Here is a 26125-nt window from a genome sequence, read left to right on the forward strand (position 1 = left end):
GAATGCATTTCACCGATGGCGGGCGATGATGTTGCCGAGGACCAGGTCGAAGCGGGCGGCTTCTGCCAGGGTGTTGTAGTGCACCATGGAAATCCTGAGCGCACCCTGTTCCATGGTCAGCCCGAGACGTCTCATCAGACGCGGGGCGAACATGTGGCCGTCGCGCAGGCCGATGCCGGCTTCGCCCATCTCACCGGCAATCTGCTGGGGCGTGATGCCGGGGATGTTGAAGCATATTGTCGGCACGCGACCGGCAATGTTGGTCTCGTCGGAGATGCCGTAGATCACTGCGCCGTGACGCTTGAGGATTGCCAGCAATTCGCGCGACAGGGTCGTTTCATAGGCGCGGATGGCGCCCATGGCGGCGGCTATGGCAGCGCGTCGGGAGTGTTCTCCGGCGGGCAGGAAGCGGCGGCCGAGGGTTTCTAGATATTTGACGGCAGCGTTCATGCCGGCCACGTTCTCGTAGGCGAAGGTGCCGACCTCGATCTTGTAGGGCGGGACATCCGGAATGAAGTCTTCCTTGAACGTCGGCAGCTTGACCAGCGCATCGTAGCGGCCCCAGAGGAAACCCATGTGCGGCGAGAAATTCTTGTAGCCGGAGCAGACGAGATAGTCGCAGTTCCAGTCCTGCACGTCGATCAGGCCGTGCGGGCCGTAGTGGACGCTGTCGAGAAAGACTTCGGCGCCGGCCGCATGGGCCAGCTGCCCGACCGTCTTGACATCGACGATGGTGCCGATCGAATGGGCCGTGACGGTGCAGGCTACTAGGCGGGTGCGCTCCGAGAGGAGCGGCTTCAAGTCATCCGTATGCAGCGTACCGTCTTCGCGCATGTGCCACCAGACGATCGTTGCGCCATCGGCCTCCAGCGCCATCCAGGTGGCGATGTTTGCGTCATGGTCCATGTCGGTGACGATGATCTCGTTGCGTGTCTCCAGCATCCTGGCAATGCCAAGGCTAACGAGCCGGATGAAAGATGTGGCGTTCAGGCCGAAGGAGATTTCTTCCGGTCGGTAGGCGTTGACGAGCAAGCCAACGGTCTCGCGTGCCTCATCGAGATTACGGTCGACACCTTGGCTGTGCTGGTATTTGGCCATGCGCTGGACGTTGAAGTCGATGAGGTGGTTTGCAACCGCGTCGACAACAGCCTGCGGCACCTGCGCGCCGCCGGCATTGTCGAGAAAGACAAAATCGCCGGCCTTCTGCAGTGCTGGAAACATGCCGCGCAGTTCCTCGACCGGAAAGCCGTTTTCGCCGGTAAACGTCGTGTCGGAAGCTGCAGCGTTCATGGGTGTCTCGCGGGGGGGCGCCGTTTCGTTTGGTCGGTTTGAGGCGGGGTCCCCTGCCGTCTCGCAAGCATATGATCACGAGATATTTTATAGTTCAACTAAATTCGCGGCTGGTCTTGGGATCGGCTCGGTGAGCTCGATACTGTACTTGCAAAACTGGTTGTTTCGACATATCTTGGAGTGGTGGACGGAGCGCTAACTCCACCCACCGTTTTGTTTATGATAAAAAGTTAACCCGCACCGTCATTGACCAGCCTGTGCGGGTTTTTCTTACCACAAACGTGAAACTAAGCGGTATATACCACATAGATCACCTCCGTTTTCAGTAACGAGGCCCTCGCCTGGGTCGAGGAGGCCCGTCTTCCTCGATGCACCGCTGGCCACGGTGCCTGCTGCTTTCGCTACCGACTCTATCAGGCATAGTCGAAGTAGATGAGGGTAAGATAGAAAAATCGCCTTAAGATTGCATTCGGTGGAAGATCACGACCTGTGTTGAGCAGGGTTGGTGACGGCTTTTGTCATTATGCGAGAGGGCTTGCGCTGGCGAAGGCCGATGCCGACGCCCGCTAGTGCAAGCGCACCACCGATGGCGTGGTAGGCGTGCAACTCCTCTTTCAGGATAGCCCAGGCGAGAATGGCGACGACGACCGGCAGCAGGTTGATGAAGAGGGCGGTGCGGGCGGCGCCAAGGCTGCGGATCGCTGTCATCCAATAGAGTGGCGCGATCAGGGATGTGGGGATGGCGGCGTAGAGGATGAGCGGCAGGTTTGCCGTCGTGATCGGCGAAATCGTCCCCATCAGCCAGACGGGAACTAGCATCAAGGTCGCAAAGGCGATCTGCCAGAACAGCTGCAGCCAGAGCGACAGCGGAATTGTCCAGCGCTTCAGCAGAACGCCGTAGAGCGAGTTTGCTGCTATCGCGATCAGCATAAGGCCATCGCCGATGTGAAATCCACCGGTCAGAAGCGTGGCGGGGTCGCCGTGCGACGTGAGATAGACAAGGCCGGCGAGCGAGACGCCGCCGCCGGCGAGGCGGTTGAACGACAGTCTTTCGGCGGCAAGCAGGCTTGCAAGCAGCGCCGACATCAGCGGCATCAGTGCCAGCATAACGCCCATGTTGACGGCGGTCGTGGTCTTCGCCGCCTCATAGGCAAGGCTCTGGTAGACGACCATGCCAAGCGCTCCTAGCACTGCCAGTTGCAACCAGTGACGCGCCGCGACGGCTCGCTGTTGCCAGGCTACCTTGGCGACAAAGGGCAGCAGGACGAGGAGAGCGATCAGCCAGCGGTAGAATGCGATCGATCCCGGAGCGATGACGCCGAATGCCGCCTCCGTGACAATGACGTTGCCGGACCAGATCAGCACGGTTGCAAACGGCGCGAAGGCCGAAGCCGGGGTCAGCGGCGTCGCTGTCTCGATGGATTTTCCGTCGGCCATGGATGTTCCCGCAAAACGAATAAGGGAGATGCCTGCTGCAGGGGTGTGTTTAGCGTTTGTCCGATTAGTGGTATATAGCGAATTCCAGAAAGCCAGTCCCGGAATTCCGCCATGTCCGCTCGATCGCCACGCCTTGACGGAGAGCCGCCAGCCCCGGTTTCCTTCCGAACCGAGAGTTACGTTGGAGGTACGGTCTTTCCGGCCAAGAGCCAGGAGTGGGGCGAGCTGAACTATGCGCTTGTCGGCGTCGCGGAACTGGACATCGAAGGTATCCGCTATCTCTCCCCACCGCATTACGGCATATGGCTGCCGCCCTACACCCTGCATGAAGCGTGGATCAGGCATGATGTTCGCTACGTCACGGTGTATGTCGCGCGGGAGTTGTGTGCGGATCTGCCGCCCGTTCCGCAGACGCTCAGCCTCAGTCCGCTGTTGAAGGCTATACTGGCGGACTTTGCGATCCGCGACGTCGGCGTGCCACAAACGACGGAGGATCTACGGCTGGCGCAGGTGCTGGTCGACCAGATACGGCTGGCGGAGCGCTGCGAAAGCTATCTGCCGCTTTCCGTCGATGCGTTGCTTGGACCCGTTTTGTCTGCCTTGCAGGAGGCGCCCGGCGATCGCCGGTCCCTGGAAGAATGGGCGCGGATGATGAAAACCACCGAGCGGACGCTTTCGAGGCGATGCCAGGACGAGCTGGGAATGTCGTTCAACGACTGGCGGCAGCGATTGAAGCTGGTTGCGGCGCTGGCGATGCTCGAAGCCGACATGCCGGTGCGGCAGGTGGCGCAAGAATTGGGCTACGGCAGCGCCTCGGCCTTCATTGCCATGTTCCGACGCCTGACAGGCAGCAGCCCCACCCAGATGCGGCGCAGGTGACGCTGCCGATGCCATGTATCAGAGATCGCCGATGCGGGAGGTGACCAGCAGCTTTGCCAGCCAGTCGACGAAGACGCGGACCTTGTTGCTGAGATGCCGGTTCGGCGGATAGACGATGTGCAGGGGCAAGGGGTCGCGGTGCCAATCAGGAAGCATTCGCACAAGCTTCCCATCCGCCAACGCTTCGCGGATCATGAAGGCAGGAGCCTGGATGATGCCGAGACCGCTCAGAGCCGCGTTGACGAAGCTTCTGCTATCATTGACCGACAGGATGTATGTGGGGCTGATCTCGAACGTCTCATTGGCACGGGAGAACTCGAACGGTATCGTCTTTCCCGTCTGGGCGCGAAAGTAGCTGACGGCGAAGTGTCCGGTTTCGATGTCTTGAGGGGACTGAAGCGTGCCGAATTTTTCGATGTAACGCGGTGACGCGCAGGTGACCATCGGAATTTCGCCGACGCGCCGGGCAATCAGGGACTGATCCGTGGGGGTGCCTGCGCGCAGGGCGCAATCGACGTTCTCGGCGAGATAATCCACCAGCCGGTCGCCGACACCCATGTCGATGCGGATATCGGGATAGCGCAGGTGGAAGTCGCACAGCGCCGGGATAACGATCTCGTCGGCAAAGGCGCCAGCCATTTCGACCCGCAGCCGGCCGCTCGGCAGGCTCTGCGAATTGCTGACGCTGCCGTCGAGCTCCTCGATTTCCGAAAGGATCTGGATCGCGCGCTCGTAGTAAAGGGCGCCGTCGGTGGTCACCATGACACGGCGGGTCGTGCGGTTCAGCAATTTCGTGTGCAGGTGCTGTTCGAGCCCCTGGATGAGTGTCGTTACCGTCGCCTTCGGCATCGACAGGGTCGTGGCTGCGCGCGTGAAATTGCCGGTTTCGACAACACGGGCGAAAGCGCGCATGGCGGAAAGCTGGTCCATCCTGTAATAATCCTGAGCCGGTTTACGGAAAGCTGCCCATTGTTCGAGATCGTGAATAGTCTGATCGAATATAGGGGACTTATCTGTAAAACGGAATAACAATATGTTCCACCCAAGAGATGAGGCGGAATTGATCTCGTTTGATCGGTCCACTCAGTTGGGAGCCCCTCGATGCGTGCCCCGTTTAAGGAAGTTGTGTTGGAAGGCGTGGCTACAGGTCCGGTTTCCGCACGTGTGTTCTGTGACTCGCTTGACGACAAGAATGCGCCGGTCGTGCTATATCTTCACGGCGGCGCGTTTCTGGACAAGGCGGTCTATGTCGGCCGTCCGGTTGCGGAGTGCCTGGCAGATGCCGGTGCCATCGTCGTTGACGCGGATTGCAGTGGGCCGACCGACAACGGTTTTCCGAAGTCGCTCGAATATGCCTACGGCGTACTGGAATATCTTGCCCGCAAGCGCGAGCTGGGTGGCAAGAAGTCGCTATTGCTTGTTGCCGGCGAAGAGTCGGGCGGAAACCTTGCGGCTGGCGTCGCTCTAAAGGCGCGCGACCAGATGCCAGGGATGCTTGACGGACAGGTGCTGATCTCGCCTCTGCTCGACCCTTTCATGGGCAGCAAGTCGTTTCAGTGCGCCGACAAGAGCGGGATGCGTGAACGCTGGAGCGAGGGCTGGAACCACTATCTGGGTTTCCTCGGTGGTGTCTGCCATCCCTATGCCGCGCCGCGGTTCTGTTCGCGGCTTTCAGGCGTGGCGCCGACCTTGCTGCTGACGGCGGAGGATGATCCGTTGCGCGACGAGAGCGTGGAATATGGAAAATTGCTGGAAAAGGCAGGCGTTTCTGTCCAGCAGCGTATCCTGTCCGCCGGTATGGGCTGGGCAAGAATTTATGGCGGACAATCGGCCGACGAGCAAACTTGGCAGGGTGATATCTGCAAGAGTTTCAAGAGCTTCGTAGACGATATTCGTGTTCGGCCTGGCTGATTAGAGCCAGTGATCTGCAGCCCGGGATCCCAAGCCGGGGCTGAAAAGGAGAGAATGCAATGACAACCAAAGACAAGCGCTGGGCCCTGTGGGGCGCCGGCATAAGCCTTGCTGCGTCCGTTTTCGGGGCAGCCTTCTATCTCGACCTGCCGCGCGGTGCGGTTGCCAGTGAGCCTGCCAAGGCTGCGGCGCCTGCGGCCGTTCCGGTGACAGTCGCTACGGTTGCGGCTGCGGATGTCACGGCCTGGGAGGAGTTTTCCGGGCGGCTCGAAGCGATCGAACGGGTGTCCATCCGTCCGCGCGTTGCCGGTGCCATCCAGTCGGTCAATTTCCGCGAGGGCGCACTCGTCAAACCCGGCTACCTGTTGCTGACCATTGATCCGGCGCCTTATCTGGCGGCCGTAGCCCAGGCAAAGGCGCAGGTCGAGGCCGCCGCTTCGCGCGTCGATCTTGCCAAACTCGAGCTCGACCGCGGTCGTCGCCTTTCCGACAACAAGACGATTTCGCAGAGCGACCTCGACACAAGGGCGAGCGCCTATTCAGAAGCGCAGGCGAATGTTCAGGCGGCCCAGGCAGCCCTGCAGACCGCCCAGCTCAACCTCGACTACACGCAGGTCCGCGCACCGATTGCCGGTCGTGTCGGCAAGCTTGAGGTGACTGTTGGCAATCTCGTCGCTGCTGGCTCGGCGTCGCCGGCGCTGACGACGCTGGTTTCGGTCGATCCGATCTACGCAAGCTTCAATGCCGACGAGCAGGCCGTGACCAGCGCCCTCGGACAACTGACGGCCAATGACGGCGTTGCGCCGCCAGTCGAGCAGATCCCGGTTGAGATCGGTACGACACGCGACAGCGGCACGCCGATCACCGGCAAGCTGCAACTGATCGGCAACGAGGTCGATACGGCCAGCGGCACCATCGGTGTGCGCGCCGTCTTTGCCAATCCGGGCGGCCATCTCATCCCCGGGCAGTTCGTTCGGGTGCGAATGGGCCAGCCGAAGTCTGAAAACAAGATCGTCATCAACGACAGGGCCGTGGGCACCGATCAGGACAAGAAGTTCGTGTTTCTTGTCGGCGCCGACAACAAGCTCGTCTATCGGCAGGTGACGCTCGGCGATCTCAATGACGGCCAGCGCATCGTCGAATCGGGCCTCAAGGTCGGCGACCGGATCGTCGTCAACGGCCTGCAGCGGGTGCGCCCGGGTGCACTTGTCGATCCGCAGCCTGAACAGAAGCCCGAGCAGAAGGTCGCCGCTTCGAAGTAGGCGCCTTGAAGACCGGGAGGGGGCCTCCCGGTCAGTTAAAAATTGCAAATGGCATGAGACCTGCGGCGGAGTTGCCGCGTGGTCCTGCGCAGTGCGTCCACCGTTATCCCTGGAGAGGGCCACATCATGAACATGTCTCGCTTTTTCGTCGACCGACCGGTGTTTGCTGGTGTGCTGTCGGTCCTGATCCTCGTCGGAGGATTGATCGGCATGGGGCTGCTGCCGATTTCGGAATATCCGGAAGTCGTGCCGCCGTCGATTGTCGTTACCGCGCAATATCCGGGCGCCAACCCGAAGGTCATATCCGAGACGGTGGCAACGCCGATCGAAGAGCAGATCAACGGCGTCGAGGGCATGCTCTACATGTCCAGCCAGGCCACATCCAACGGCCTGATGACGCTGACTGTCACCTTCAAGCTCGGCACCGACCCGGACAAGGCGCAACAGCTGGTGCAGAACCGCGTTTCGCAGGCCGAGCCAAGGTTGCCGCAGAACGTCCGCGATCTCGGCATCAACACCGTCAAGAGTTCGCCCGACCTGATGATGGTCGTGCATCTGGTGTCGCCGGATAATCGCTACGACATCACATACTTGCGCAACTATGCGGTCCTTAACGTAAAGGATCGGCTTGCACGCATCCAGGGCGTCGGCCAGGTCGAGATCTTCGGCTCGGGCGACTATGCCATGCGCGTCTGGGTCGATCCGCAGAAGACCGCCGAGCGCGGGCTTGCGGCCGACGATATCGCCAATGCCATCCGGGCGCAGAACGTTCAGGCTGCCGCCGGCGTCATCGGCGCTTCTCCGAACCTTACCGGCATCGACGTGCAGCTCAACGTCAATGCACAGGGTCGCCTGCAGACGCCGGAGGAGTTCGGCAACATCATCGTCAAGAGCGGCACCAATGGCGAGATCACCCGCCTGCGCGATGTCGCCCGCGTCGAGCTCGGTGCATCCGACTATTCGCTGCGCTCGCTGCTGGACGGCAAGTCGGCTGTCGCAATCCCAGTTTTCCAGGCGCCCGGCTCCAACGCCATCACCATCTCGGACGAGGTCCACAAGACCATGAACGAGCTGCAGCAGGCGATGCCTGACGGCGTGAAGTACGAGATCGTCTACGATACCACCGAGTTTGTCCGCACCTCGATCGACAAGGTCGTGCACACGTTGCTCGAAGCCATCGCGCTGGTTGTCGTTGTCGTCATCCTATTCCTGCAGACATGGCGGGCGTCGATCATTCCGCTGGTGGCAGTGCCGGTGTCGATCATCGGTACCTTCGGCGTCATGTATATGTTCGGCTTCTCGATCAATGCGCTTAGCCTCTTCGGGCTGGTGCTGGCCATCGGTATCGTCGTCGACGACGCCATCGTCGTGGTCGAAAATGTCGAGCGCAATATCGAGAACGGCCTGTCGCCGAGGGATGCCACCTACCGGGCCATGAAGGAAGTGTCGGGCCCGATCGTTGCCATCGCCCTGGTGCTGGTCGCAGTGTTCGTGCCGCTCGCCTTTATCTCCGGCCTGTCCGGCCAGTTCTATCGGCAATTCGCGCTGACGATCGCCATTTCGACGGTGATCTCCGCGTTCAACTCGCTGACGCTGTCGCCGGCGCTGGCCTCGCTGCTGCTCAGGGACCACCATGCCCCGAAGGACTGGCTGACGCGGGTGATGGACAAGGGCCTTGGCTGGTTCTTCCGTGGATTCAACACGGTCTTCCAGCGCGGTTCAAATGGCTATGGCCGTGGGGTCGGCGGCATCCTGTCGATGAAAAGCGTCGTCATGGTCGTCTATCTCGCCCTGATCGGTGCCACCTACTTCCTGTTCCAGGCGGTGCCGGGCGGGTTTGTGCCGGCCCAGGACAAGCAGTATCTGATCGGTTTTGCCCAGCTGCCGGATGCGGCCAGTCTCGACCGGACGCAGAATGTCATCGAGCGCATGAGCGAGATCGCGATGAAGGAACCGGGCGTCGAGCATTCGATCGCTTTCCCCGGCCTGTCGATCAACGGCTTTACCAACTCCTCGAATGCCGGCGTTATCTTCGTCAAGCTGAAGCCGTTCGAGGAGCGTACGACACCCGATTTGTCGAGCGGCGCCATCGCCATGCAGTTGAACAAGAAGTTCGGCGGCATCCAGGAAGCGTTCATCGCTATGTTCCCGCCGCCGCCCGTGCAAGGTCTCGGCACCACCGGCGGCTTCAAGCTGCAGCTGGAGGACAAGGCGGGGCTTGGCTACCAGGCCCTAGACGAAGCCAACAAGGCGTTTCTGGCCAAGGCCTATCAGGCGCCTGAGCTTGCGGGTCTGTTCTCGAGCTTCCAGATCAACGTGCCGCAGCTTTACGCCGACCTTGATCGCGCCAAGGCAGAGCAGCTGGGTGTCTCGGTAACGGATGTCTTCGACACGCTGCAGATCTATCTCGGCTCGCTCTACGTCAACGACTTCAACGCTTTCGGCCGCACCTACAGCGTCCGGGTGCAGGCGGATGCGAAGTTTCGGGCCCATCCCGGTGATATTGGGCAGTTGAAGGTGCGCTCGTCGACAGGGCAGATGATCCCGCTTTCGGCGCTGCTGAAGGTCGAGGCCAGCACCGGACCTGAGCGGACGACGCGCTACAACGGCTTCCTGGCTGCCGACATCAACGGCGGCGCAGCCCCCGGATTTTCATCCGGCCAGGCGCAGGCAGCAGTCGAGCGGATTGCGGCCGACACTCTGCCAAAGGGTATCGGCTATGAGTGGACGGACCTGACCTACCAGCAGATCATCGCCGGCAATTCCGGACTGATCATCTTCCCGCTGGCCTTGCTGCTCGTGTACCTCGTGCTTGCCGCGCAGTACGAAAGCCTCGCCCTGCCGCTGGCGATCGTCATGATCGTGCCTATGGGTGTCTTTGCGGCGCTAACCGGTGTGTGGCTGATGGGCGGTGACAACAACATCTTCACCCAGATCGGGTTGATGGTGCTGGTCGGGCTATCGGCGAAGAACGCCATCCTGATCGTCGAATTTGCCCGCGAGCTGGAGTTTGTCGGCAGGACGCCCGTTCAGGCTGCCATGGAAGCCAGCCGTCTGCGACTGCGGCCGATCCTGATGACCTCGATGGCCTTTATCATGGGCGTCGTGCCGCTGATCACCTCGACGGGTGCGGGCGCCGAGATGCGTGCGGCCATGGGCGTGGCGGTATTCTCCGGCATGATCGGGGTGACATTCTTCGGCATCTTCATGACGCCGGTGTTCTATGTGTTGATCCGCAAGCTATCGGGCAACCGTCCGCTGAAGCAGCATGAAGAGCATAACGCCGAGATCATCCGGATTGCTGCCGAATAAAAGTTGCCTGTTCGGCGCTTGACCTCCTCGAACAGACAGAATGGGCGGATCCGCAAGGGTCCGCCCATTGTCGTTTCTGGAATAAGATATATCTTCGTTTGAGGATCAAGGCACGGAATGCCATGGCTTTGCCCGTCTGATGTATCACGAAGATAGACGCTCGCGTTTCCTGTGTTTATTAAAATTAGCTAATTAAAAGCTATGTGATCTGATGTCGGCAAGGCGTGTCACATTGCCTTGGCGTCGGGAGGAGCGGCGATCGCGAAACCATCTATCGATGCAGGTCGGACAGAGCAGGAGTTCCAGGATCTCGTGAGGAGATTGGAGCTGGCGCTGGAGACATCGCAAATTGGTGTCTGGGAGCATGATCTTCGGGATGACACCGTCGTCTGGGACCTTTCCATGCACAGGCTCTACGGGACAGGCCTGTCGGGCAGAGTGACCGGTGACATCTGGCTGAATGCGGTTCATCCCGACGACCGCGACAGGGCCTCTGCCGAATTCGATGCAGCCGTGGCCTCCAGAGGCCGATACAACTCACATTTCCGCATCATTCTCGCCGACGGCCAGACGCGCCACATCCGCTCGAGCGCGCGTTTCTACGAGGGGCCGGACGGTTCCCTGTCAATCATCGGCGCCGAGTGGGACGTCACCGCCGATGTCATCCTGACCCGTGAGTTGGCGGAGCAAAAGTCGGTGGCAGAGGCGAGGGCGGTTGCGGTCGAGCGCAGCAAGGGGTTGGTCGAGCACGCTGCCAACCACGATTATCTCACCGGCTTGCCCAATCGCCGCTATTTCGACCGCCGTCTTGCCGAACTGTTGAGCGATCCGACGGTCGAGAGCCTCGCTGTGATCCATATCGATCTCGACCGGTTCAAGGAGATCAACGACAAGCTTGGCCATGCCGCCGGCGACGCAATGCTGAAGGCCACCGCCGCGCGTCTTTCCGGCGCCGTTTCCGGAGCGAGCATGGTTGCCCGCATCGGCGGCGACGAATTCGTGATCCTGCTGACCAACGTGGCCGAGGCCGGCGCGCTGGAGACGCTGGCCGACGGCGCCCTCTCTGCGCTGCGCGCCGATGTGCCTTTCGCAGCCGGCGTCGTGCAGACGAATGCCTCGGTCGGTATCGCCTGGAACATGACGTCAAAGGCCGGGAATATTCTGGCGGAATCCGATCTGGCGCTGTACCAGGCGAAGAAACTCGGTCGCAACAGGGTGCAGTTTTTCAGTGCGAAGCTGCAATCCGATTTGCTGGGCAAAAGGCAATTGGCCGGCGACCTCAAGCTGGCACTGCAGCGCCATGAAATCATCCCCTATTATCAAGTGCAGGTGGATGCGCGCACGCGGCGCATCTTTGGCCTCGAGGCCCTGGCGCGCTGGAAGCATCCCGTGCATGGCCTGATGCTTCCGGGGACCTTCCTCAAGGTTGCCCAGGAATACGGTCTGGAAGCCGAAATTGATGCCGCGGTTCTGGAGCAGGCCCTTGCTGACTACGGACGATGGCGGGCGGAAGGTATCGTGCCGCCGCGCATTGCGGTCAATGTGTCTGCCAAACGGCTCAACGACCCGCAACTGATCCAGAAATTGAACAGGCTCGATATCCCTCCGGAATCTATCGTTTTCGAGCTGGTTGAAACGATTTTCCTCGATGATTGCGAAGATATCGTCGTCTCGAACATCGCGGGTCTGAAGACGCTAGGTGTCGATATCGAGATAGACGATTTCGGGTCGGGGCATGCGTCGCTGATCGGCTTGGTCAGCTTGCGGCCGAAGCGGCTGAAGATCGATCGCCAGCTTGTCACCAACATTACCGTGTCGGAAGAACAGCGGCGCCTTGTCGCGTCGATCGTCGAGATTGCCAAGACACTGAATGTCGAAGTCATTGCCGAGGGTGTCGAATCCGAGGAGCATGCCCGGGTGCTGGGAGAGATCGGTTGCGACGGTTTGCAGGGTTTTGCTCTGGGTTATCCGAGCCCGGCAGCTGACATCTTCATGCTGCTGTCAAAGATGCCAGCAGACAGCGCATAGACCACGCTGAAGACGCAGGCGTTCTACTGGATCTGCAGAAACGTGATGACGATCCAACTCAGCCCGCCGAGAACGAGCAACGATAGCGTCGCTGCCGCGATCACCCGGCCACCGGCGTGGCCGACGACCCGAACGTCCACCGACAATCCCAGTGCTGCCATGGCGACCAGCGTCAGCGTGTTGGAGACTAGGTTCATCGGTACAAAGGCAACCTCCGGGATGAGGCCGAATGAACGCAAGCCCATCATCAGCACGAAGCCGACGATGAACCACGGTACGATGGAGTGGTGCTGTGCCGGGAGTTCCGTCTTCACGCCCTTCATCATCGTGCCGATCATGACGATGACGGGGCCGAGCATCAGCACGCGCACGAGCTTGACCAAGGTGCCCGTCTGGACGGCCAGCAAGCCGGCAGGTGCCGTTGCAGCCAGCACCTGCGGGACGGCATAAACCGTCAAGCCGGCAAGCACGCCGTATTGCGACGGGCTGAGACCCGCCCTGACGAACAGCACCGGCAGCAGGAACACCGCGAAAACGCCGAGCACGGCGGTGAAGGCCAGTGCGGCAGTGATTTCCTCGGCGTCGGCCTCGATGACCGGCGCTACGGCGACAATGGCAGAGTTGCCGCAGATGGCATTGCCGCAGGCGATCAGCGTCGCCAGCTTGCCCGGAAGCCCCAGCAGCCTGCCGATGGCGTAACTGATGGCTATCGACAGCAGGACCAGCCCGGCAATCGCGCCGATCAACGGTAACCCGGCACCCCGGATTGCCGACAGGCTGATCGATGCACCCAGCAGCACGATAGCCACTTCCAGCAGGATCTTGGCGCTGAAATCGATACCCGCGCGCATCGAGGGCATGTGCGGCAGTGCGGTTCGAACGGCGATGCCGAAGCCAATCGCCAGGATGAGACCTTCGATCCATCGGCCGCCAAGCAGCACAACCTCAAGCTTTTCGACCGCCACTGCAGCCAGTGCGACGGCAAGACAAAGTGCCAATCCCGGCAGGATGTGACGTGAGCGCGAGGCGATAGACATGGGTCACCTTCTTTGGTCTGGTGCCCGGACTGTCCTACAGCGAGTTGTAGATTTCCATCGAATATTATGGCATGTTTCGTTCGATTAAAACGAACGGTTGGCTTATGACGTTTGAACAGCTGGCCATCTTCGTCGCCGTTGCCGAGCGGGAGCACCTGACCCGCGCCGCGCAAGCCATACGGCTGACGCCGTCAGCCGTCAGCGCCTCGATCAAGAACCTCGAGGCATTCTATGGCGTGGAACTCTTTCATCGCGTCGGACGGCGGATCGAGCTGACGCAGACGGGACGGGTGTTTCTGAACGAGGCGCGGGCGACATTGGCGCGCGTACGCGCGGCCGAACTGATGCTGTCGGAGCTCGGCGGGCTGCAGCGCGGCCAACTCAATCTCTATGCCAGCCAGACCATCGCCAGCTACTGGTTGCCGCCGGTCATGATGCGCTTCCACCAGGCCTATCCCGGCATCGACCTCAGCCTGACCATCGGCAATACCCGCACCGTCGCGGATGCAGTCATCGCCGGCGAGGCGGAACTCGGGCTGGTGGAGGGGGAGATCGACGCACCGGAACTGTCGTCCGCCGTTGTTGCAAGCGATGCGCTATCGGTGGTGGTGGCGCCGGACCACCCGTGGGCGGATGGCCGGGCGCTGTCAGCAGCCAACCTCGTTGCCGACAGTCTCTGGGTGATGCGCGAGAAAGGGTCGGGCACCCGCTCGGCCTTCGAGGAGGCTATGCGGGGCTTCGGCATCGTGCCGCAGGACATGCAGGTCGCGCTGGTCTTTCCATCCAACGAAGCGGTTCTATCGGCTGTGCAGGCAGGCGCCTGCGCGGCGGCGATTTCCAGCGTCTCGGCCAGTCTCTATCTGCAACAGGGGCTTTTGGTGAAGGCGGCCTTCGAGCTACCGGCCCGCAGTTTTCGCCTGCTGCGCCACAAGGAACGGCACGCCAGCAAGGCGTCCATCGCGCTGGAACAGATGTGCCGCGTTGTTACACCTCGAGCCAGCGCCTCTTGAGACGCCTGCGGTGCGGCTCCAAATTGGTCAGAATGCTTGACTTTCCGGCATTATCCTTGACAGTCCGGCAATTGTGACGAAATTTCGGGTCAGCTCTTCTGCAATGGGAGAACCGGCATTATCGACAAGCCCGAGGATCGTATTCGCGCGCTCGATATCTGGCATGGGCCAATCGAGATCGCTGCCCTGACCGGCGGCATCACCAACCGCAACTATCTTGTAAGGGACGGTTCGCGGCGCCGTGTCGTGCGTCTCGGCTCCGATATTCCGGTTCATCATATCGTCCGTGCCAACGAGCTGGCGGCCAGCCTGGCTGCCCATGCTGCCGGCTTGTCTCCCGATGTCGTCTATCATGAGCCCGGCATTCTCGTACTCGACTACATCGACGCGCCGGCGCTGTCGGCCGAGGTGCTCGGGCGGCCGGATATGCTGGAGCGTGTCGTGCTGCTGGTGCGCGATGCTCATCGCAGGGTTGGCGGCCACCTGCGCGGCGCTGCCGGGATGTTCTGGTCGTTTCATATCATTGCCGACTACGCATCGACGCTCCGGGATATCGGGAGCCGCTACGAGCCCCTGATGCACGGATCGCTGGACAAGATGAGGAGGCTGGAGAAGGCGGCGGGACCGTTTGACATCGTCTTCTGCCATAACGACCTGCTGGCCAGCAATTTTCTTGACGACGGTCACCGGCTTTGGCTTATCGACTGGGACTATGCCGGCTTCAATACGCCGCTGTTCGATCTCGGCGGGCTTGCCTCCAATGCCGGATTTTCCGCCGATCAGGAGGCCGCCATGCTGGATATCTACCACGACGGCGTCGGGGAAAGAGGATTGAAGCGCCGCTACGAGGCGATGAAATGTGCATCGCTTTTGCGCGAAACGCTCTGGAGCATGGTGTCCGAAGCCTATTCCACGATAGAGTTCGACTACGTCGCCTATACCGCCGACAACATGGCGCGTTTCGAGCGCGCCTATCAGCTGTTTGATATCGAGGAACGTCGATGAAGGAACTGCCCGGGACAGCAAAAGCAGTCGTCATCGGCGGCGGCATCATCGGTTGTTCTACCGCCTATCACCTCGCCAAGCTCGGCTGGACGGATACCGTTCTTCTCGAGCGCCGGAAGCTGACGTCCGGGACGACGTTTCACGCGGCGGGACTAGTCGGCCAGTTGCGCTCCAACGCCAACATCACCCAGCTGCTCGGCTATTCCGTCGATCTCTACAAGCGGCTGGAGGCGGAGACGGGTCTTGCGACCGGCTGGAAGATGAATGGCGGTCTGCGCCTTGCCTGCAACGAGGAGCGCTGGATCGAGGTCAAGCGCCAGGCGACGACCGCCCAGTCGTTCGGCCTCGACATGCAGTTGCTGACGCCATCGGAGGCGCTGTCGCTCTGGCCGCTGATGCAGGTCGACGACCTCATCGGTGCTGCCTACCTTCCCACCGACGGGCAGGCAAATCCCTCCGATATCACCCAGGCGCTGGCGCGCGGTGCGCGCATGGCCGGCGCTGCGATCTTCGAGGATACGGAAGTGCTCGACATCGAAATCGACAAGGGCCGCATCCGCGCCGTCCTCACCGATCGCGGTCGGATCGAGTGCGAGCGGGTCGTCGTCTGCGCTGGCCAGTGGACGCGGGATTTCGCGGCCCGCTTCGGCGTCAACGTGCCGCTTGTCTCGGTCGAGCATCAATATATCATCACCGAATCCTTCGGCGTGCCCTCGAACCTGCCGACATTGCGCGACCCGGATCGGCTCACCTATTACAAAGAGGAGGTCGGCGGTCTCGTCATGGGCGGCTACGAGCCCAACCCGATCGCCTGGGCAGTCGACGGCATACCTAAGGATTTCCATTTCTCTCTGCTCGATTCCAATTTCGATCATTTCGGGCCGATCATGGAGCAGGCACTCGCCCGCGTTCCGGCACTGGAAACGGCAGGTATCAAGCAACTGCTGAACGGGCCGGAAAGTTTTACGCCCGACGGCAATTTCATCCTCGGCGAGGCGCCGGAGCTGCGTAACTTTTTCGTCGGCGCCGGCTTTAATGCCTTCGGCATTGCATCTGCCGGCGGTGCCGGCATGGCTCTGGCGGAATGGGTCTCGAAGGGACAGCCTCCCTACGACCTCTGGCCTGTCGACATTCGTCGCTTCGGCCGGCCGCATTTCGACACCGACTGCGTGCGCAGCCGGACGCTGGAGGCTTACGGCAAGCACTACACCATGGCCTGGCCGTTCGAGGAACATGCGAGCGGACGTCCCTGCCGCAAATCGCCGCTCTATGACCGCCTGAAGGCGCAAGGGGCCTGCTTCGGAGAAAAACTCGGCTGGGAGCGGCCGAACTGGTTTGCCGACCTTTTTGCCGGGGAGGAGCCCCGCGATATCTACACCTACGGTCGGCAGAACTGGTTCCATGCCGTTGGCCGCGAACATAAGGCCGTGCGCGAATCCGTCGTCATCTTCGACCAGACGTCGTTTGCGAAATTCGTGCTGAAGGGGAGAGATGCCGAAGCGGCGCTCACTTGGATCGCCTCCAACGACGTGGCGAGGCCGGTCGGATCGCTGATCTACACCCAGATGCTCAACGACCGGGGCGGCATCGAATGCGATCTGACGGTCGCTCGCCTGGCAGACAACGAATACTACATCACCACCGGTACCGGCTTTGCCACTCACGACTTCGACTGGATCAGCCGCAATATCCCCAAGGGTCTGCAGGCCGAACTGGTGGAGGTGACATCGGGCTACTGCGTGCTGTCGCTGATGGGGCCGCAATCGCGCGCCGTGCTCCAGCAGGTGACCCGCGCCGACGTCTCGAATGCCGCCTTTCCGTTTGGCCAAGTGCGCACCATCGGTATCGCCGGGGCACCTGTGCGGGCGCTGCGCATTACCTATGTAGGTGAACTCGGCTTCGAGCTGCATGTGCCGGTGGAAAATGCCGGGGCGGTCTACGATGCACTGATGACGGCCGGTGCCGCGCACCATCTGGTCAATGCCGGATACCGGGCGATCGAAAGCTGCCGGCTGGAAAAGGGTTATCGGGCCTGGGGTGCCGACATCGGCCCGGACCACACGCCGATCGAAGCCGGGCTTGGCTGGGCCGTAAAGAAGAACGCTGATTTCAGGGGGCGGGCGGCCATCGAGGAGCAGCGCAAGTCCGGCGTCAAGAAGCTGCTGGCCTGTTTCGTGCCGGAGGACCGCGATACGGTGCTGCTCGGACGGGAAACCATCTACCGCGGTGGCCAACGCGTCGGGTGGCTGTCGAGCGGTGGCTTCGGATACACGGTCGACCGGCCGATCGGCTACGGGTACGTCCGCAACGCTGCCGGGGTCACAGCCGATTTCGTCATGTCGGGACGCTATACGCTCGACGTTGCGATGCGACGCGTGCCCTGTACTGTCTCGCTGAAGCCGCTCTACGATCCGCAGATGGCTCGTATCAGAGCCTAAAGGCTGTGGCTTTAAGGACATCCCCGACGTCGTTTTGTTGACTTGGGCAGCATTTCGCCATCACGGTGGAGGCCTAACAAGGAGCCAAGTGAATGCCGGAGGCGGGAGTAAAGCTGGAGGAAAGCTGGAAGAATGCGCTGTCGGCGGAATTCTCCAGCCCCTACATGGAAAAGCTCAAGGCCTTCCTGGTTGAGGAAAGGCAAAACGGCAAGACCATCTTTCCGCGCGGGCCTGAATATTTCCGCGCGCTCGACCTGACGCCCTTGCATGATGTCAAGGTGGTGATCCTCGGTCAGGATCCCTATCACGGCCTCGGGCAGGCGCACGGCCTTTGCTTCAGCGTCCGGCCGGGTGTGCGCACGCCGCCGTCGCTGGTCAATATCTACAAGGAGATGCAGGCCGATCTCGGCATTCCACCGGCACGCCACGGGTTTCTCGAAAGCTGGGCCCGGCAGGGCGTACTTTTGCTGAACAGCGTGCTGACCGTCGAGGAGTCTCGCGCCGCGTCCCATCAGGGCAAGGGTTGGGAAAGGTTTTCCGATGCCGTGATCCGGGCCGTCAACGATCAATGCGAGCATGTCGTCTTCCTTCTATGGGGTGCCTATGCGCAGAAGAAAGCCGCATTCGTCGACGCGTCGCGCCATCTGGTGCTGAAATCCGCACATCCGTCGCCGCTTTCGGCCCATAACGGATTTCTCGGATCCAGACCTTTCTCCAAGGCCAACGCCTATCTTGAGCAACACGGACGCACGCCGATTGACTGGGCGCTCCCGGAAAATCCAGGCGCCGGCCAGGCTTAGGGCCGCAATCGACGCCAGAGATCTCCCACCGAAATTCCAGGCGTGCCGAACGCCATGGCGGCCAGCGCTAGCCCGATGCGGACTAGCGCTCAGCCTTACCGATGATTCTCAAGTAAAAATTAAAATATTAGAGATACAGATATGTTTGTTTTCGATATATTGACTTGATAAAATACAATTACGGGAATTTATTAGAATAACAAACATATTTACTATAATAATAAGTTACATGGCTGCAACATAGATCCAAGTTTATATTGTTCAAGTGCGCACCTAATACAAAATCTTTGTTGTCATATTATCGTGATGCGATGATATTCGAATTGTAAATCGAAGACTTCTGCTTCGGTTTTGATCTGTAAGGGTCTCAACAAATTGGTGCTTTCAAAATTGTGTATTGATTTACGCAAGCGAAGAATTGTGCCGAGATAACACATCGGGAGCTTTCATGAATATCAAATCTCTTCTTCTCGGATCCGCTGCAGCGCTCGCTGTTGTATCTGGTGCACATGCGGCCGACGCAATCGTCGCTGCCGAACCGGAACCGCTGGAATATGTCCGCATCTGCGACGCATACGGCGCCGGCTACTTCTACATTCCAGGCAGCGAAACTTGCCTCAAGATCGGCGGCATGATCCGCAACGATACTTACTGGCACGATGCCTACAATCCTTTTGGTGCCTTTGGGACCAAGAACTACACCCGCGCTGAACTCTCGTTCAACTCCGCAACGGACACTGAATATGGTCCCTTGAAGACGGCGACGACGCTGCGCTTCAACTATTCGGAAGGCGTAAATTCGGATGCCTCTCCGCTGATCGCCTATATTTCGCTCGGCGGTTTCCTCATCGGTCGGCAGGACTCGCAGTATAACGAATACATGGGTTATGCCGGCAACGTCATCAACGATGATGTGATCGGAGATGGACCTTACGAGCTGAACCAGCTCACCTATTCCTACGACTCCGGCACCGGCTTCACCGGTGTGATCTCGCTCGAAGATTCCTATTCCAGCGTAGCCTATGACCACTATGCTCCCGACGTCGTTGCCGGACTCGGCTACAAGGCCGGCGCATTCGGGATCAAGGTTGCGGGCGGTTATGACTCCGTCGCCGAAGAAGGCGCAGTCAAGGTACGCCTCGATGCAGACTTCGGCACAGTCAGCGCATTCCTGATGGGTGCCTGGAACACCGACGGCAACACGACCAACAAGTACGCCAATGGCGACCCCTTTGGCACCACGGGTGACTGGGCTGTCTGGGGCGGCGGCACTGCAAAGTTCAGCGAAAAGCTGAGCTGGAACGTGCAGCTGGCATATGCTGACAACAAGACCTTCGAAGCAACCACCAACCTTGCCTTCTTCCCGGTCAAGGGCCTCAAGCTCCAGCCGGAAATCACCTACGTCAACTATGACAACGTCGATAAAAGCGTTTGGGCAGGCGTTCTCCGCGTCCAGCGCAACTTCTAATCCCGACACCTGGCGTCTGCCAGGCTGAGGATCCCGTGGGTGAATGCCTGCGGGGAAAGACTGATCGGTTGACCTCCGGTCCGAACGGAAAAGGTCCGGCATCCCAGCTGGGCCTTTTCTGTTTCATCCTGGAAGATATTGGAAATTAAAAACAAGCACAGGAGCAGACCATGGGTGCCGAGCAGCAGGAAAAACTGATGCGTGATCAAGCCTCGCTCCTGGCGATGATGGCCAACCCGGCGAGACTGACTATCCTGCGACTTCTTCTCGAGGAAGAGAGATCGGTCGGGCAGCTGGCCACGCAAGTTGGGCTAAGCGAAAATGCCACCTCCATGCACCTGGCAAAGCTGAGACGGGGACGGGTCGTCACCACCAACAGGAAAGCTCAAAACATCTTTTACGCCGCGAAATCGATCAACGTGGTTGTCATCCTGAATGCTCTGGACGCGATATCGCATAATTTCTAGTGGATGGAATCTAACGCTTGGTGCCCGCGTTTAACGGCGGCGATGATTTTGTCGGGATCGGCGGTCCAAGTGAAGGGCTTTGGCTTTTTGTTGTGCTCAACGAGGAAACGGTTGATGGCGGCCTGGAGATCGACGACGGAATGGAAAACGCCGCGTTTCAGACGCCGCTTCGACAGCCTGGCGAAGAAACCCTCCACCGCGTTGAGCCATGAGCTTGAAGTCGGAGTGAAGTGGAAGGTGAAACGCTCGTGACGGTCGAGCCAGGCTCTCACCTTGGGATGCTTGTGGGCAGCATAGTTGTCGAGGATGACGTGGACGGCCTTGTCGTCCGGCACCTGGGCGTTAATGGCGTTGAGGAAGCGGATGAACTCCTGATGACGATGACGCTGCATGTTGCGGCCGATGACGGTGCCGTCGAGCACGTTGAGGGCGGCAAACAGCGTGGTTGTGCCGTGCCGCTTGTAGTCGTGGGTCATGGTGCCGAGCCGACCCTTCTTCATCGGCAGGCCCGGCTGGGTGCGGTCGAGCGCCTGGATTTGGCTTTTCTCATCGACCGACAACACGACGGCGTGGGCTGGCGGATCAACATAGAGGCCGACAACGTCTCGCAGCTTGTCGACGAATTTCGGGTCGTTGGACAATTTGAACTGCCGCCACCGATGAGGTGCGAGGCCATGCGCTTTCCAGATACGCCTGACTGCGCTGGCGCTGATGCCGGCGGCCGTCGCCATCATGTCGGCCGTCCAGTGCGTCGTCTCGCCCGGCGGATCAGCCAGCGTCAGGGCCACCACACGCTCGGCGACATCGGGTCCGAGCCGCACAATACGCGACGGCCGCGTCTTGTCGCGCAGGAGACCCTCGACGCCTTCTGTGGCGAAGCGCTCTTGCCAGCGCCATACGCAGGTCTTCGATTTGCCGGTCTGGCGCATAATCTCGACAGTTCCGACGCCATCGGCACTCAGCAGGATGATCTCGGCCCGCCAGACGTGCTTTTGGGGCGCATTGCGATCCCTGGTCAAGGCCATCAGGCGTTGGTGATCTGTTGGCGAAACGGTGAACGATATTCCTGTGCGCATGCGCCAGACTCGCATGCCAACCCAGCAAATGGAATCCCATACAGGACTCTTATGTCAGGCGGTAACCACTAGTTGGCGAATTCTTCGATTAAATACTTTCATGTCAAATATAAAATATAGCTATAAATCCCGATATTTATTTTTCTAAGGCCAAGTTGCCTTTTGTTCCTCTAATCAATAGAAAATAGAAGTGGAACAGCAGCAATAGTTTAAAATTCCGGAGGCGGGATTTGGGGAGATTTCTTGGTGGTACCGTCGGGGGACGATGATTTTGGCATATATGGGGAAGAGATGCAGAGGGCCGCTGCAGCGCAATCCGATTTTCTTGGGATCATGGCAAACCGCCATCGCCTGCACATCCTGTTTTTGTTGCTCGAAAGCGAGCATTCTGTTCGCGATCTGATGCGGGAGCTGAATGAAACTCCGGTTGGCGTCTCGCGTCACCTGACGATCCTTCGTGACAACAACATCGTCCGCAGCCGCCGCTGCGGCAAGAACGTCCGCTATTCCCTCACATGTCCGAACACAGTCCAGATGGTGAAAGCCATCGCCGAAATCTGTTGCCAGCGCGATAAAGAGGTCGAGGAGGAATAGGCGGGTTCGTGTTCTGCGTCATCCGAAGCTGCGGCACCTGAGCTGCAAGCGTTTGATCGAAGGCTGCAAATTGCGCCGACTACGCTTTGGACTGTTCCGGATCGCGCGTAGCGTGAACGACATCGATGGATCGTTCACGATCTGGAGACAATCCGTCCGGGTCTTGCGGTCTATCGCAAAAGCCTGACAGCGACCATCTTCACCCCATGGAACCGGTCGATACGACCGGGCAGAACAAAGGGGTTTGACATGCTTGACCAGATCAAAGGCCTCCACCACGTCACGTCGATGGCAGAGAATGCCCGCACAAACAATAAGTTCTTCACGCAGACGCTGGGCCTTCGCCGCGTCAAGAAGACCGTCAATTTCGACGCGCCGGATGTGTATCATCTTTATTACGGCGATGAAGTCGGCGCACCCGGCTCGGTAATGACCTATTTTCCGTTCCCGAAGATGGCGCGTGGTCGTCCCGGTACGGGCGAGGTCGGCACCACGGTGTTCTCGGTCCCCGAAGGTTCGCTGGGTTTCTGGACGGACCGTCTGGCAGCGCAGGGCATTAGGGGTTTGAAGGCCGACGAATCCTTCGGCCAGAAGCGCCTGCACTTTGCCGGTCCTGATGGTGACGACCTTGCGCTTGTCGAGGTCCGGGACGATCTTCGCCAGCCCTGGCTGCATGGAGGCATAGAGGCCGATCATGCCATCCGCGGCTTTCACTCCGTGTCGATGCGCCTGCGCGACGACGGTGCGACGGACGAACTGCTGCGATACATGGGCTATCAGGTTGCCGACACCCATGAGGGCACAAAGCGGCTGGTCATCCCAGGCGGCAATGGTGCCGATTTCATCGATCTCGAAACCATGCCGAACATCGCCCGTTCACTGCCGGGGGCAGGGTCGGTCCACCACGTAGCCTTCTCGGTCGAAAACCGCGCCAAGCAACTCGAAGTGCGCAAGCTGCTGATGGATACCGGCCATCAGGTGACGCCGGTCATCGATCGCGACTACTTCTGGGCGATCTACTTCCGCACACCGGGCGGCGTCCTGTTCGAGATTGCAACCAATGAACCTGGCTTCGATCGCGACGAGGATACGGCACATCTCGGCGAGGCACTAAAGCTGCCACCGCAGCACGCGCATCTGCGCCCACTGCTTGAAGAACATCTCGAGCCACTCGACGCTTGAGGCAGGAGGTCATCATGACATCGACATATGTGCACCGGCTGCGAGCCGGTGCGCCGGGGAAGCCGACATTCTTCGTCTTTCACGGCACAGGCGGCGATGAGAACCAGTTTTTCGACTTTGCCAGCCAGCTGCTGCCGGAGGCGACCATCGTCTCGCCGCGCGGCGACGTTACCGAACATGGCGCTGCCCGTTTTTTCCGTCGCACCGGCGAGGGCGTCTATGACATGGACGATCTCGCCCGGGCGACGACGAAGATGGTCGGCTACGTCAAAAGCCTGGCGGATGAGCACAAGGCGTCGGCAGTCATAGGCCTCGGCTTTTCGAATGGAGCCAATATCCTTGCCAATGTCCTGATCGAGGAAGGCAAACTTTTCGACGCATCTGTGCTGATGCATCCGCTCATCCCGTTCGAACCGCGCGACAATGCCGGACTGGCGGGCTCGAAGGTGCTGATCACGGCCGGCGCGCGAGACCCGATTGCACCGGCTTCCCTGACGAAGGCGCTTGCGGACTACTTTGTCCGGCAGAAAGCGGATGCGACGCTCGAATGGCACCCGGGCGGTCACGATATCCGGCCGAACGAGATAGATGCGGTGCGGACGCTGCTTGCAGCCTATGCCTGAATGAGGCCTGCAATCCGGCGCTGCGGTTCAAGGGCCGTTGCGCCGGTGCGAGCCACCTCTACTTTGCGCTCAGCATTTGCTGGAGCGCCAGTGCTTCTTCGTCAGCCGCGTGCTGGCCGGCCGCGTCGAGATAGGGCTGGCTGCAATATTGCTCCAGGCCTGCGGTGTCGCGCGCATCCGCTTGCCCGTGGGCGGTCCTGATCGCCACCTTGCGCCAGGCGCAGCCGAGCATCGGGTCGGGCTTGATGGCGCCGTCGCAACCGGTGCTGAGGCACGTGGCGACGGTGCTTTGTGCCTGATATTTGCCGGCGATCGCATCTCTGAAATCGCCGTTCCAGCTTTTGCGCGCGCTTTCACATCCTGTCGCATTGCTGCTCTGGCGGCAATCGACGGCGGCGTTGATGTAGTCGCTTGCAGGCGGCCAAAGGGGAGCGTCGATCAGGCTGACGCAGCCACATGCCATAAGCCCAGCCATCAAAGCATTCATACTACTCTCCCGAATCGCTGCCGATAAGACCATGAAAAGCCTTGCGTGGACATGGAGAAGCACGGCGGTCACCAGTGGCAGTTGGGCCACCAATCGCCGTTATCTGATCCGTTATCCCAAAGGGCGCAACGCCTGCTTGCAGGTGTTTGCGTAGCTCGCTAATGGTCAGCCCTCAAGTCCAGGGGGAATCGTTGTGACGCTTGCCGAGCAGAGCCAATATCGTCTGGGCGTTCTCTATGTGGCGCTGTCTGCGCTGGCCTGGTCCTCGGCCGGGCTGTTCATGCGGGCGATCCACGCCGATCTGATGACCATCCTCTTCTATCGCGGCATCGTCTCGGGCGGCGGGGTATTCCTGCTTTTCCTGTTCATCGAACGCGGTGGCGCGTGGCGCATCATCGGGGCGATGCGCGGGCCGTCGTTTGCCGCGATGTTTTTCTCGACGGGCGCGATGATCAGCGGCATCGGCTCCATCTATTACACCTCCGTCGCCGACTCGATGGTGATCTACGCCACGGTGCCCTTCATCACCGCCGGCGTCGCCTTCCTGTATATCCGCGAGCGCCCCAGTGCCGCGACGATGATTGCGGCGGGAGTGGCGCTGGTCGGGGTCCTGGTGATGCTAATGGGCGATAGCACCGGCAGTGGAAGCTGGTTCGGGCGCGCCCTTGCGGCCATCATGACCCTGATGGTAGCCGGACTTGCAGTCGTCATGCGCCGTCACCGCGATGTGCCGATGCTGCCGGCCATGGCTGCATCCGGCTGGCTGTGCTCACTGGTGTGTTTCTGGTTCGCATCGCCAGGGTCCGTCTCGGGAAGTGACGCCGGGCTGATCGTGGCCTTCGGATTGATCCAGAATGCGCTTGGGCTTAGCCTCTACACATTCGGATCCCGTCTCATTCCCGCTGCCGATGCCAGCCTGCTGACCGCGCTCGAGGTGCCTTTGACGCCGCTCTGGGTGTGGATATTCTTCAGCGAGACGCCATCGAGCGCGACGATGATCGGCGGGCCGATCGTGCTTGTCGCATTGTTTGGCCACATTTTCACGGAGGTCCGGCGCAACCGGGCGCCGATGGTCGTCAATCCCGGCTGAGCGCCGGAAGGCTTCAGAGCCGTCATCGACATTGTGCATCGCAACATTTTTCGAAGTATGCTGTTGACGATGGAGGATTCAGGGGAATGTATTGTCTCGTGCCCGCCGTTGGGCGAAATGCTTTTGCTTGAGACGCACCGATCCGGCGTCTAGTTTGCGGCCCGGAACAGCACCTGCCGCATGAAATTATGGGGATGAACATGAAAACGTCTGCAGCCACCGACCAGAAGATACCCGTGGCTGATGCCGAAGCGCTGCGGCTCACCTTCCGCGATGCCATGGCGCGCATGGCAGCAGCCGTCAATATCGTCACCAGCAACGGTCCGGGAGGTCTTGCCGGCTTTGCCGCGACTGCCGTGTGCAGTGTCACCGACAGCCCGCCCACGCTTCTGGTGTGCCTGAACCGCAATGCCTCCGTTTATCCCGCTGTCGCTGCCAATGGCGTGCTCTGCGTGAACGTCCTGTCGGAGAGCCATCAGGATCTGTCGCGCCTCTTCGGCGGCAAGACGCCGGTTGCCGAGCGCTTTGCAGCCGCCGAGTGGTCCGAACTGGTGACCGGCTCGCCGGCGCTCGAGGACGCGCTGGTGTCGTTCGATTGCCGGATCGCCCAGCGCGCGGAGGTGGGTACCCACGAAGTGCTGATGTGCGAAGTCGAGGCGATCCGTCGTCGCGATGGCGGGCAGGGCCTCGTCTATTTCGACCGAAATTATCACACGGCCGGCTGACCCC

Annotated in this window: 23 protein-coding genes; 16 read left to right on the plus strand and 7 right to left on the minus strand. The window is 60.3% G+C overall.

Annotation, left to right across the window (positions count from 1 at the left end; genetic code table 11):
* Positions 1-9 precede the first annotated feature (9 nt).
* Together J5278_RS06205 and J5278_RS06210 are read right to left on the minus strand one after the other, a co-directional pair.
* On the minus strand, positions 10-1290 hold the full coding sequence (locus tag J5278_RS06205; protein WP_209184505.1) for a cysteine desulfurase-like protein: 1281 nt from the start codon (positions 1288-1290) through the stop codon (positions 10-12).
* A 480-nt stretch (positions 1291-1770) separates the two neighbouring features.
* Positions 1771-2727, minus strand: coding sequence for a DMT family transporter (locus tag J5278_RS06210; RefSeq protein ID WP_209184504.1), 957 nt, complete (start codon positions 2725-2727; stop codon positions 1771-1773).
* A 111-nt stretch (positions 2728-2838) separates the two neighbouring features.
* On the opposite strand from J5278_RS06210, the gene J5278_RS06215 reads away from it, so the two are divergent.
* A complete protein-coding gene (locus tag J5278_RS06215; protein ID WP_209184503.1) occupies positions 2839-3606 on the plus strand; it encodes a helix-turn-helix transcriptional regulator in 768 nt (255 codons plus the stop codon).
* An 18-nt stretch (positions 3607-3624) separates the two neighbouring features.
* Here the strand turns inward: J5278_RS06215 and J5278_RS06220 are convergent, their stop codons facing one another.
* Positions 3625-4536, minus strand: coding sequence for a LysR family transcriptional regulator (locus J5278_RS06220; protein ID WP_209184502.1), 912 nt, complete (start codon positions 4534-4536; stop codon positions 3625-3627).
* A gap of 171 nt (positions 4537-4707) precedes the next feature.
* Between J5278_RS06220 and J5278_RS06225 the strand changes: the two genes are divergently transcribed.
* The 4 genes from J5278_RS06225 to J5278_RS06240 all read left to right on the plus strand — a co-directional run bounded on the left by J5278_RS06225 (position 4708) and on the right by J5278_RS06240 (position 12119).
* On the plus strand, positions 4708-5517 hold the full coding sequence (locus tag J5278_RS06225) for an alpha/beta hydrolase fold domain-containing protein (RefSeq protein WP_209184501.1): 810 nt from the start codon (positions 4708-4710) through the stop codon (positions 5515-5517).
* Positions 5518-5576: 59 nt separating this feature from the next.
* Complete coding sequence (locus J5278_RS06230) at positions 5577-6779, plus strand: efflux RND transporter periplasmic adaptor subunit (protein WP_209184500.1); 1203 nt, start codon at positions 5577-5579, stop codon at positions 6777-6779.
* A 126-nt stretch (positions 6780-6905) separates the two neighbouring features.
* A complete protein-coding gene (locus J5278_RS06235) occupies positions 6906-10091 on the plus strand; it encodes an efflux RND transporter permease subunit (RefSeq protein WP_142823548.1) in 3186 nt (1061 codons plus the stop codon).
* A 237-nt stretch (positions 10092-10328) separates the two neighbouring features.
* A complete protein-coding gene (locus J5278_RS06240) occupies positions 10329-12119 on the plus strand; it encodes a putative bifunctional diguanylate cyclase/phosphodiesterase (RefSeq protein WP_374108262.1) in 1791 nt (596 codons plus the stop codon).
* A 23-nt stretch (positions 12120-12142) separates the two neighbouring features.
* Here J5278_RS06240 and J5278_RS06245 read toward each other — a convergent pair whose 3' ends face one another.
* Complete coding sequence (locus J5278_RS06245; RefSeq protein WP_209184499.1) at positions 12143-13156, minus strand: YeiH family protein; 1014 nt, start codon at positions 13154-13156, stop codon at positions 12143-12145.
* A gap of 104 nt (positions 13157-13260) precedes the next feature.
* Between J5278_RS06245 and J5278_RS06250 the strand changes: the two genes are divergently transcribed.
* Positions 13261-14166: a LysR substrate-binding domain-containing protein gene (locus J5278_RS06250; protein ID WP_209184498.1), complete on the plus strand. Its 906-nt coding sequence runs from the start codon at positions 13261-13263 to the stop codon at positions 14164-14166.
* A gap of 27 nt (positions 14167-14193) precedes the next feature.
* On the opposite strand, the gene J5278_RS30890 is transcribed toward J5278_RS06250, so the two are convergent.
* Positions 14194-14442 (minus strand): hypothetical protein, encoded by a 249-nt coding sequence (locus J5278_RS30890; RefSeq protein WP_244615303.1) that lies wholly within the window; start codon positions 14440-14442, stop codon positions 14194-14196.
* On the opposite strand from J5278_RS30890, the gene J5278_RS06255 reads away from it, so the two are divergent.
* The 5 genes from J5278_RS06255 (at position 14323) to J5278_RS06275 (ending at position 20344) form a co-directional block, all read left to right on the plus strand.
* Positions 14323-15171, plus strand: coding sequence for a choline kinase family protein (locus tag J5278_RS06255; protein ID WP_257623400.1), 849 nt, complete (start codon positions 14323-14325; stop codon positions 15169-15171). The two genes, J5278_RS30890 and J5278_RS06255, sit on opposite strands and share 120 nt — an antisense overlap.
* Positions 15168-17609 (plus strand): FAD-dependent oxidoreductase, encoded by a 2442-nt coding sequence (locus tag J5278_RS06260; protein WP_209184497.1) that lies wholly within the window; start codon positions 15168-15170, stop codon positions 17607-17609. Before J5278_RS06255 ends, J5278_RS06260 begins: the two co-directional genes overlap by 4 nt.
* Before the next feature lie 92 nt (positions 17610-17701).
* A complete protein-coding gene (gene ung / locus J5278_RS06265; RefSeq protein ID WP_142823543.1) occupies positions 17702-18409 on the plus strand; it encodes a uracil-DNA glycosylase in 708 nt (235 codons plus the stop codon).
* 448 nt (positions 18410-18857) lie between these two features.
* The gene (locus J5278_RS06270) at positions 18858-19877 is read left to right on the plus strand and encodes a porin (protein WP_142823542.1); all 1020 of its coding nucleotides are present in this window, start codon (positions 18858-18860) and stop codon (positions 19875-19877) included.
* Between the two features lie 170 nt (positions 19878-20047).
* Complete coding sequence (locus J5278_RS06275) at positions 20048-20344, plus strand: helix-turn-helix transcriptional regulator (protein ID WP_209184496.1); 297 nt, start codon at positions 20048-20050, stop codon at positions 20342-20344.
* Here J5278_RS06275 and J5278_RS06280 read toward each other — a convergent pair.
* Positions 20341-21420: an IS630 family transposase gene (locus J5278_RS06280; RefSeq protein WP_111223089.1), complete on the minus strand. Its 1080-nt coding sequence runs from the start codon at positions 21418-21420 to the stop codon at positions 20341-20343. The two genes, J5278_RS06275 and J5278_RS06280, sit on opposite strands and share 4 nt — an antisense overlap.
* 291 nt (positions 21421-21711) lie before the next feature.
* On the opposite strand from J5278_RS06280, the gene J5278_RS06285 reads away from it, so the two are divergent.
* From J5278_RS06285 to J5278_RS06295, 3 genes are all read left to right on the plus strand, one after another.
* Positions 21712-22014 carry a helix-turn-helix transcriptional regulator gene (locus J5278_RS06285; protein ID WP_209184495.1) on the plus strand — a complete coding sequence of 101 codons (303 nt, stop codon included), beginning with the start codon at positions 21712-21714 and terminating at the stop codon, positions 22012-22014.
* A 249-nt stretch (positions 22015-22263) separates the two neighbouring features.
* Positions 22264-23196, plus strand: coding sequence for a VOC family protein (locus J5278_RS06290; protein ID WP_209184494.1), 933 nt, complete (start codon positions 22264-22266; stop codon positions 23194-23196).
* Positions 23197-23210: 14 nt separating this feature from the next.
* Positions 23211-23819 carry an alpha/beta hydrolase gene (locus tag J5278_RS06295; protein WP_247749168.1) on the plus strand — a complete coding sequence of 203 codons (609 nt, stop codon included), beginning with the start codon at positions 23211-23213 and terminating at the stop codon, positions 23817-23819.
* 58 nt (positions 23820-23877) lie between these two features.
* Here the strand turns inward: J5278_RS06295 and J5278_RS06300 are convergent, their stop codons facing one another.
* Entirely contained in the window at positions 23878-24306 is a 429-nt protein-coding gene (locus J5278_RS06300; RefSeq protein ID WP_209184493.1) for a hypothetical protein, read from the minus strand.
* A gap of 193 nt (positions 24307-24499) precedes the next feature.
* Here J5278_RS06300 and J5278_RS06305 point away from each other — a divergent pair, with 193 nt between their 5' ends.
* Both J5278_RS06305 and rutF read left to right on the plus strand, forming a co-directional pair.
* Positions 24500-25396 carry a DMT family transporter gene (locus tag J5278_RS06305; RefSeq protein WP_209184492.1) on the plus strand — a complete coding sequence of 299 codons (897 nt, stop codon included), beginning with the start codon at positions 24500-24502 and terminating at the stop codon, positions 25394-25396.
* Between the two features lie 185 nt (positions 25397-25581).
* Positions 25582-26121, plus strand: coding sequence for an NADH-dependent FMN reductase RutF (gene rutF / locus J5278_RS06310; protein WP_374108276.1), 540 nt, complete (start codon positions 25582-25584; stop codon positions 26119-26121).
* Positions 26122-26125 lie beyond the last annotated feature (4 nt).

This window comes from Rhizobium sp. B21/90, assembly GCF_019355815.1.
In the GTDB taxonomy this organism is placed as follows: Bacteria; Pseudomonadota; Alphaproteobacteria; order Rhizobiales; family Rhizobiaceae; genus Rhizobium; species Rhizobium rhododendri.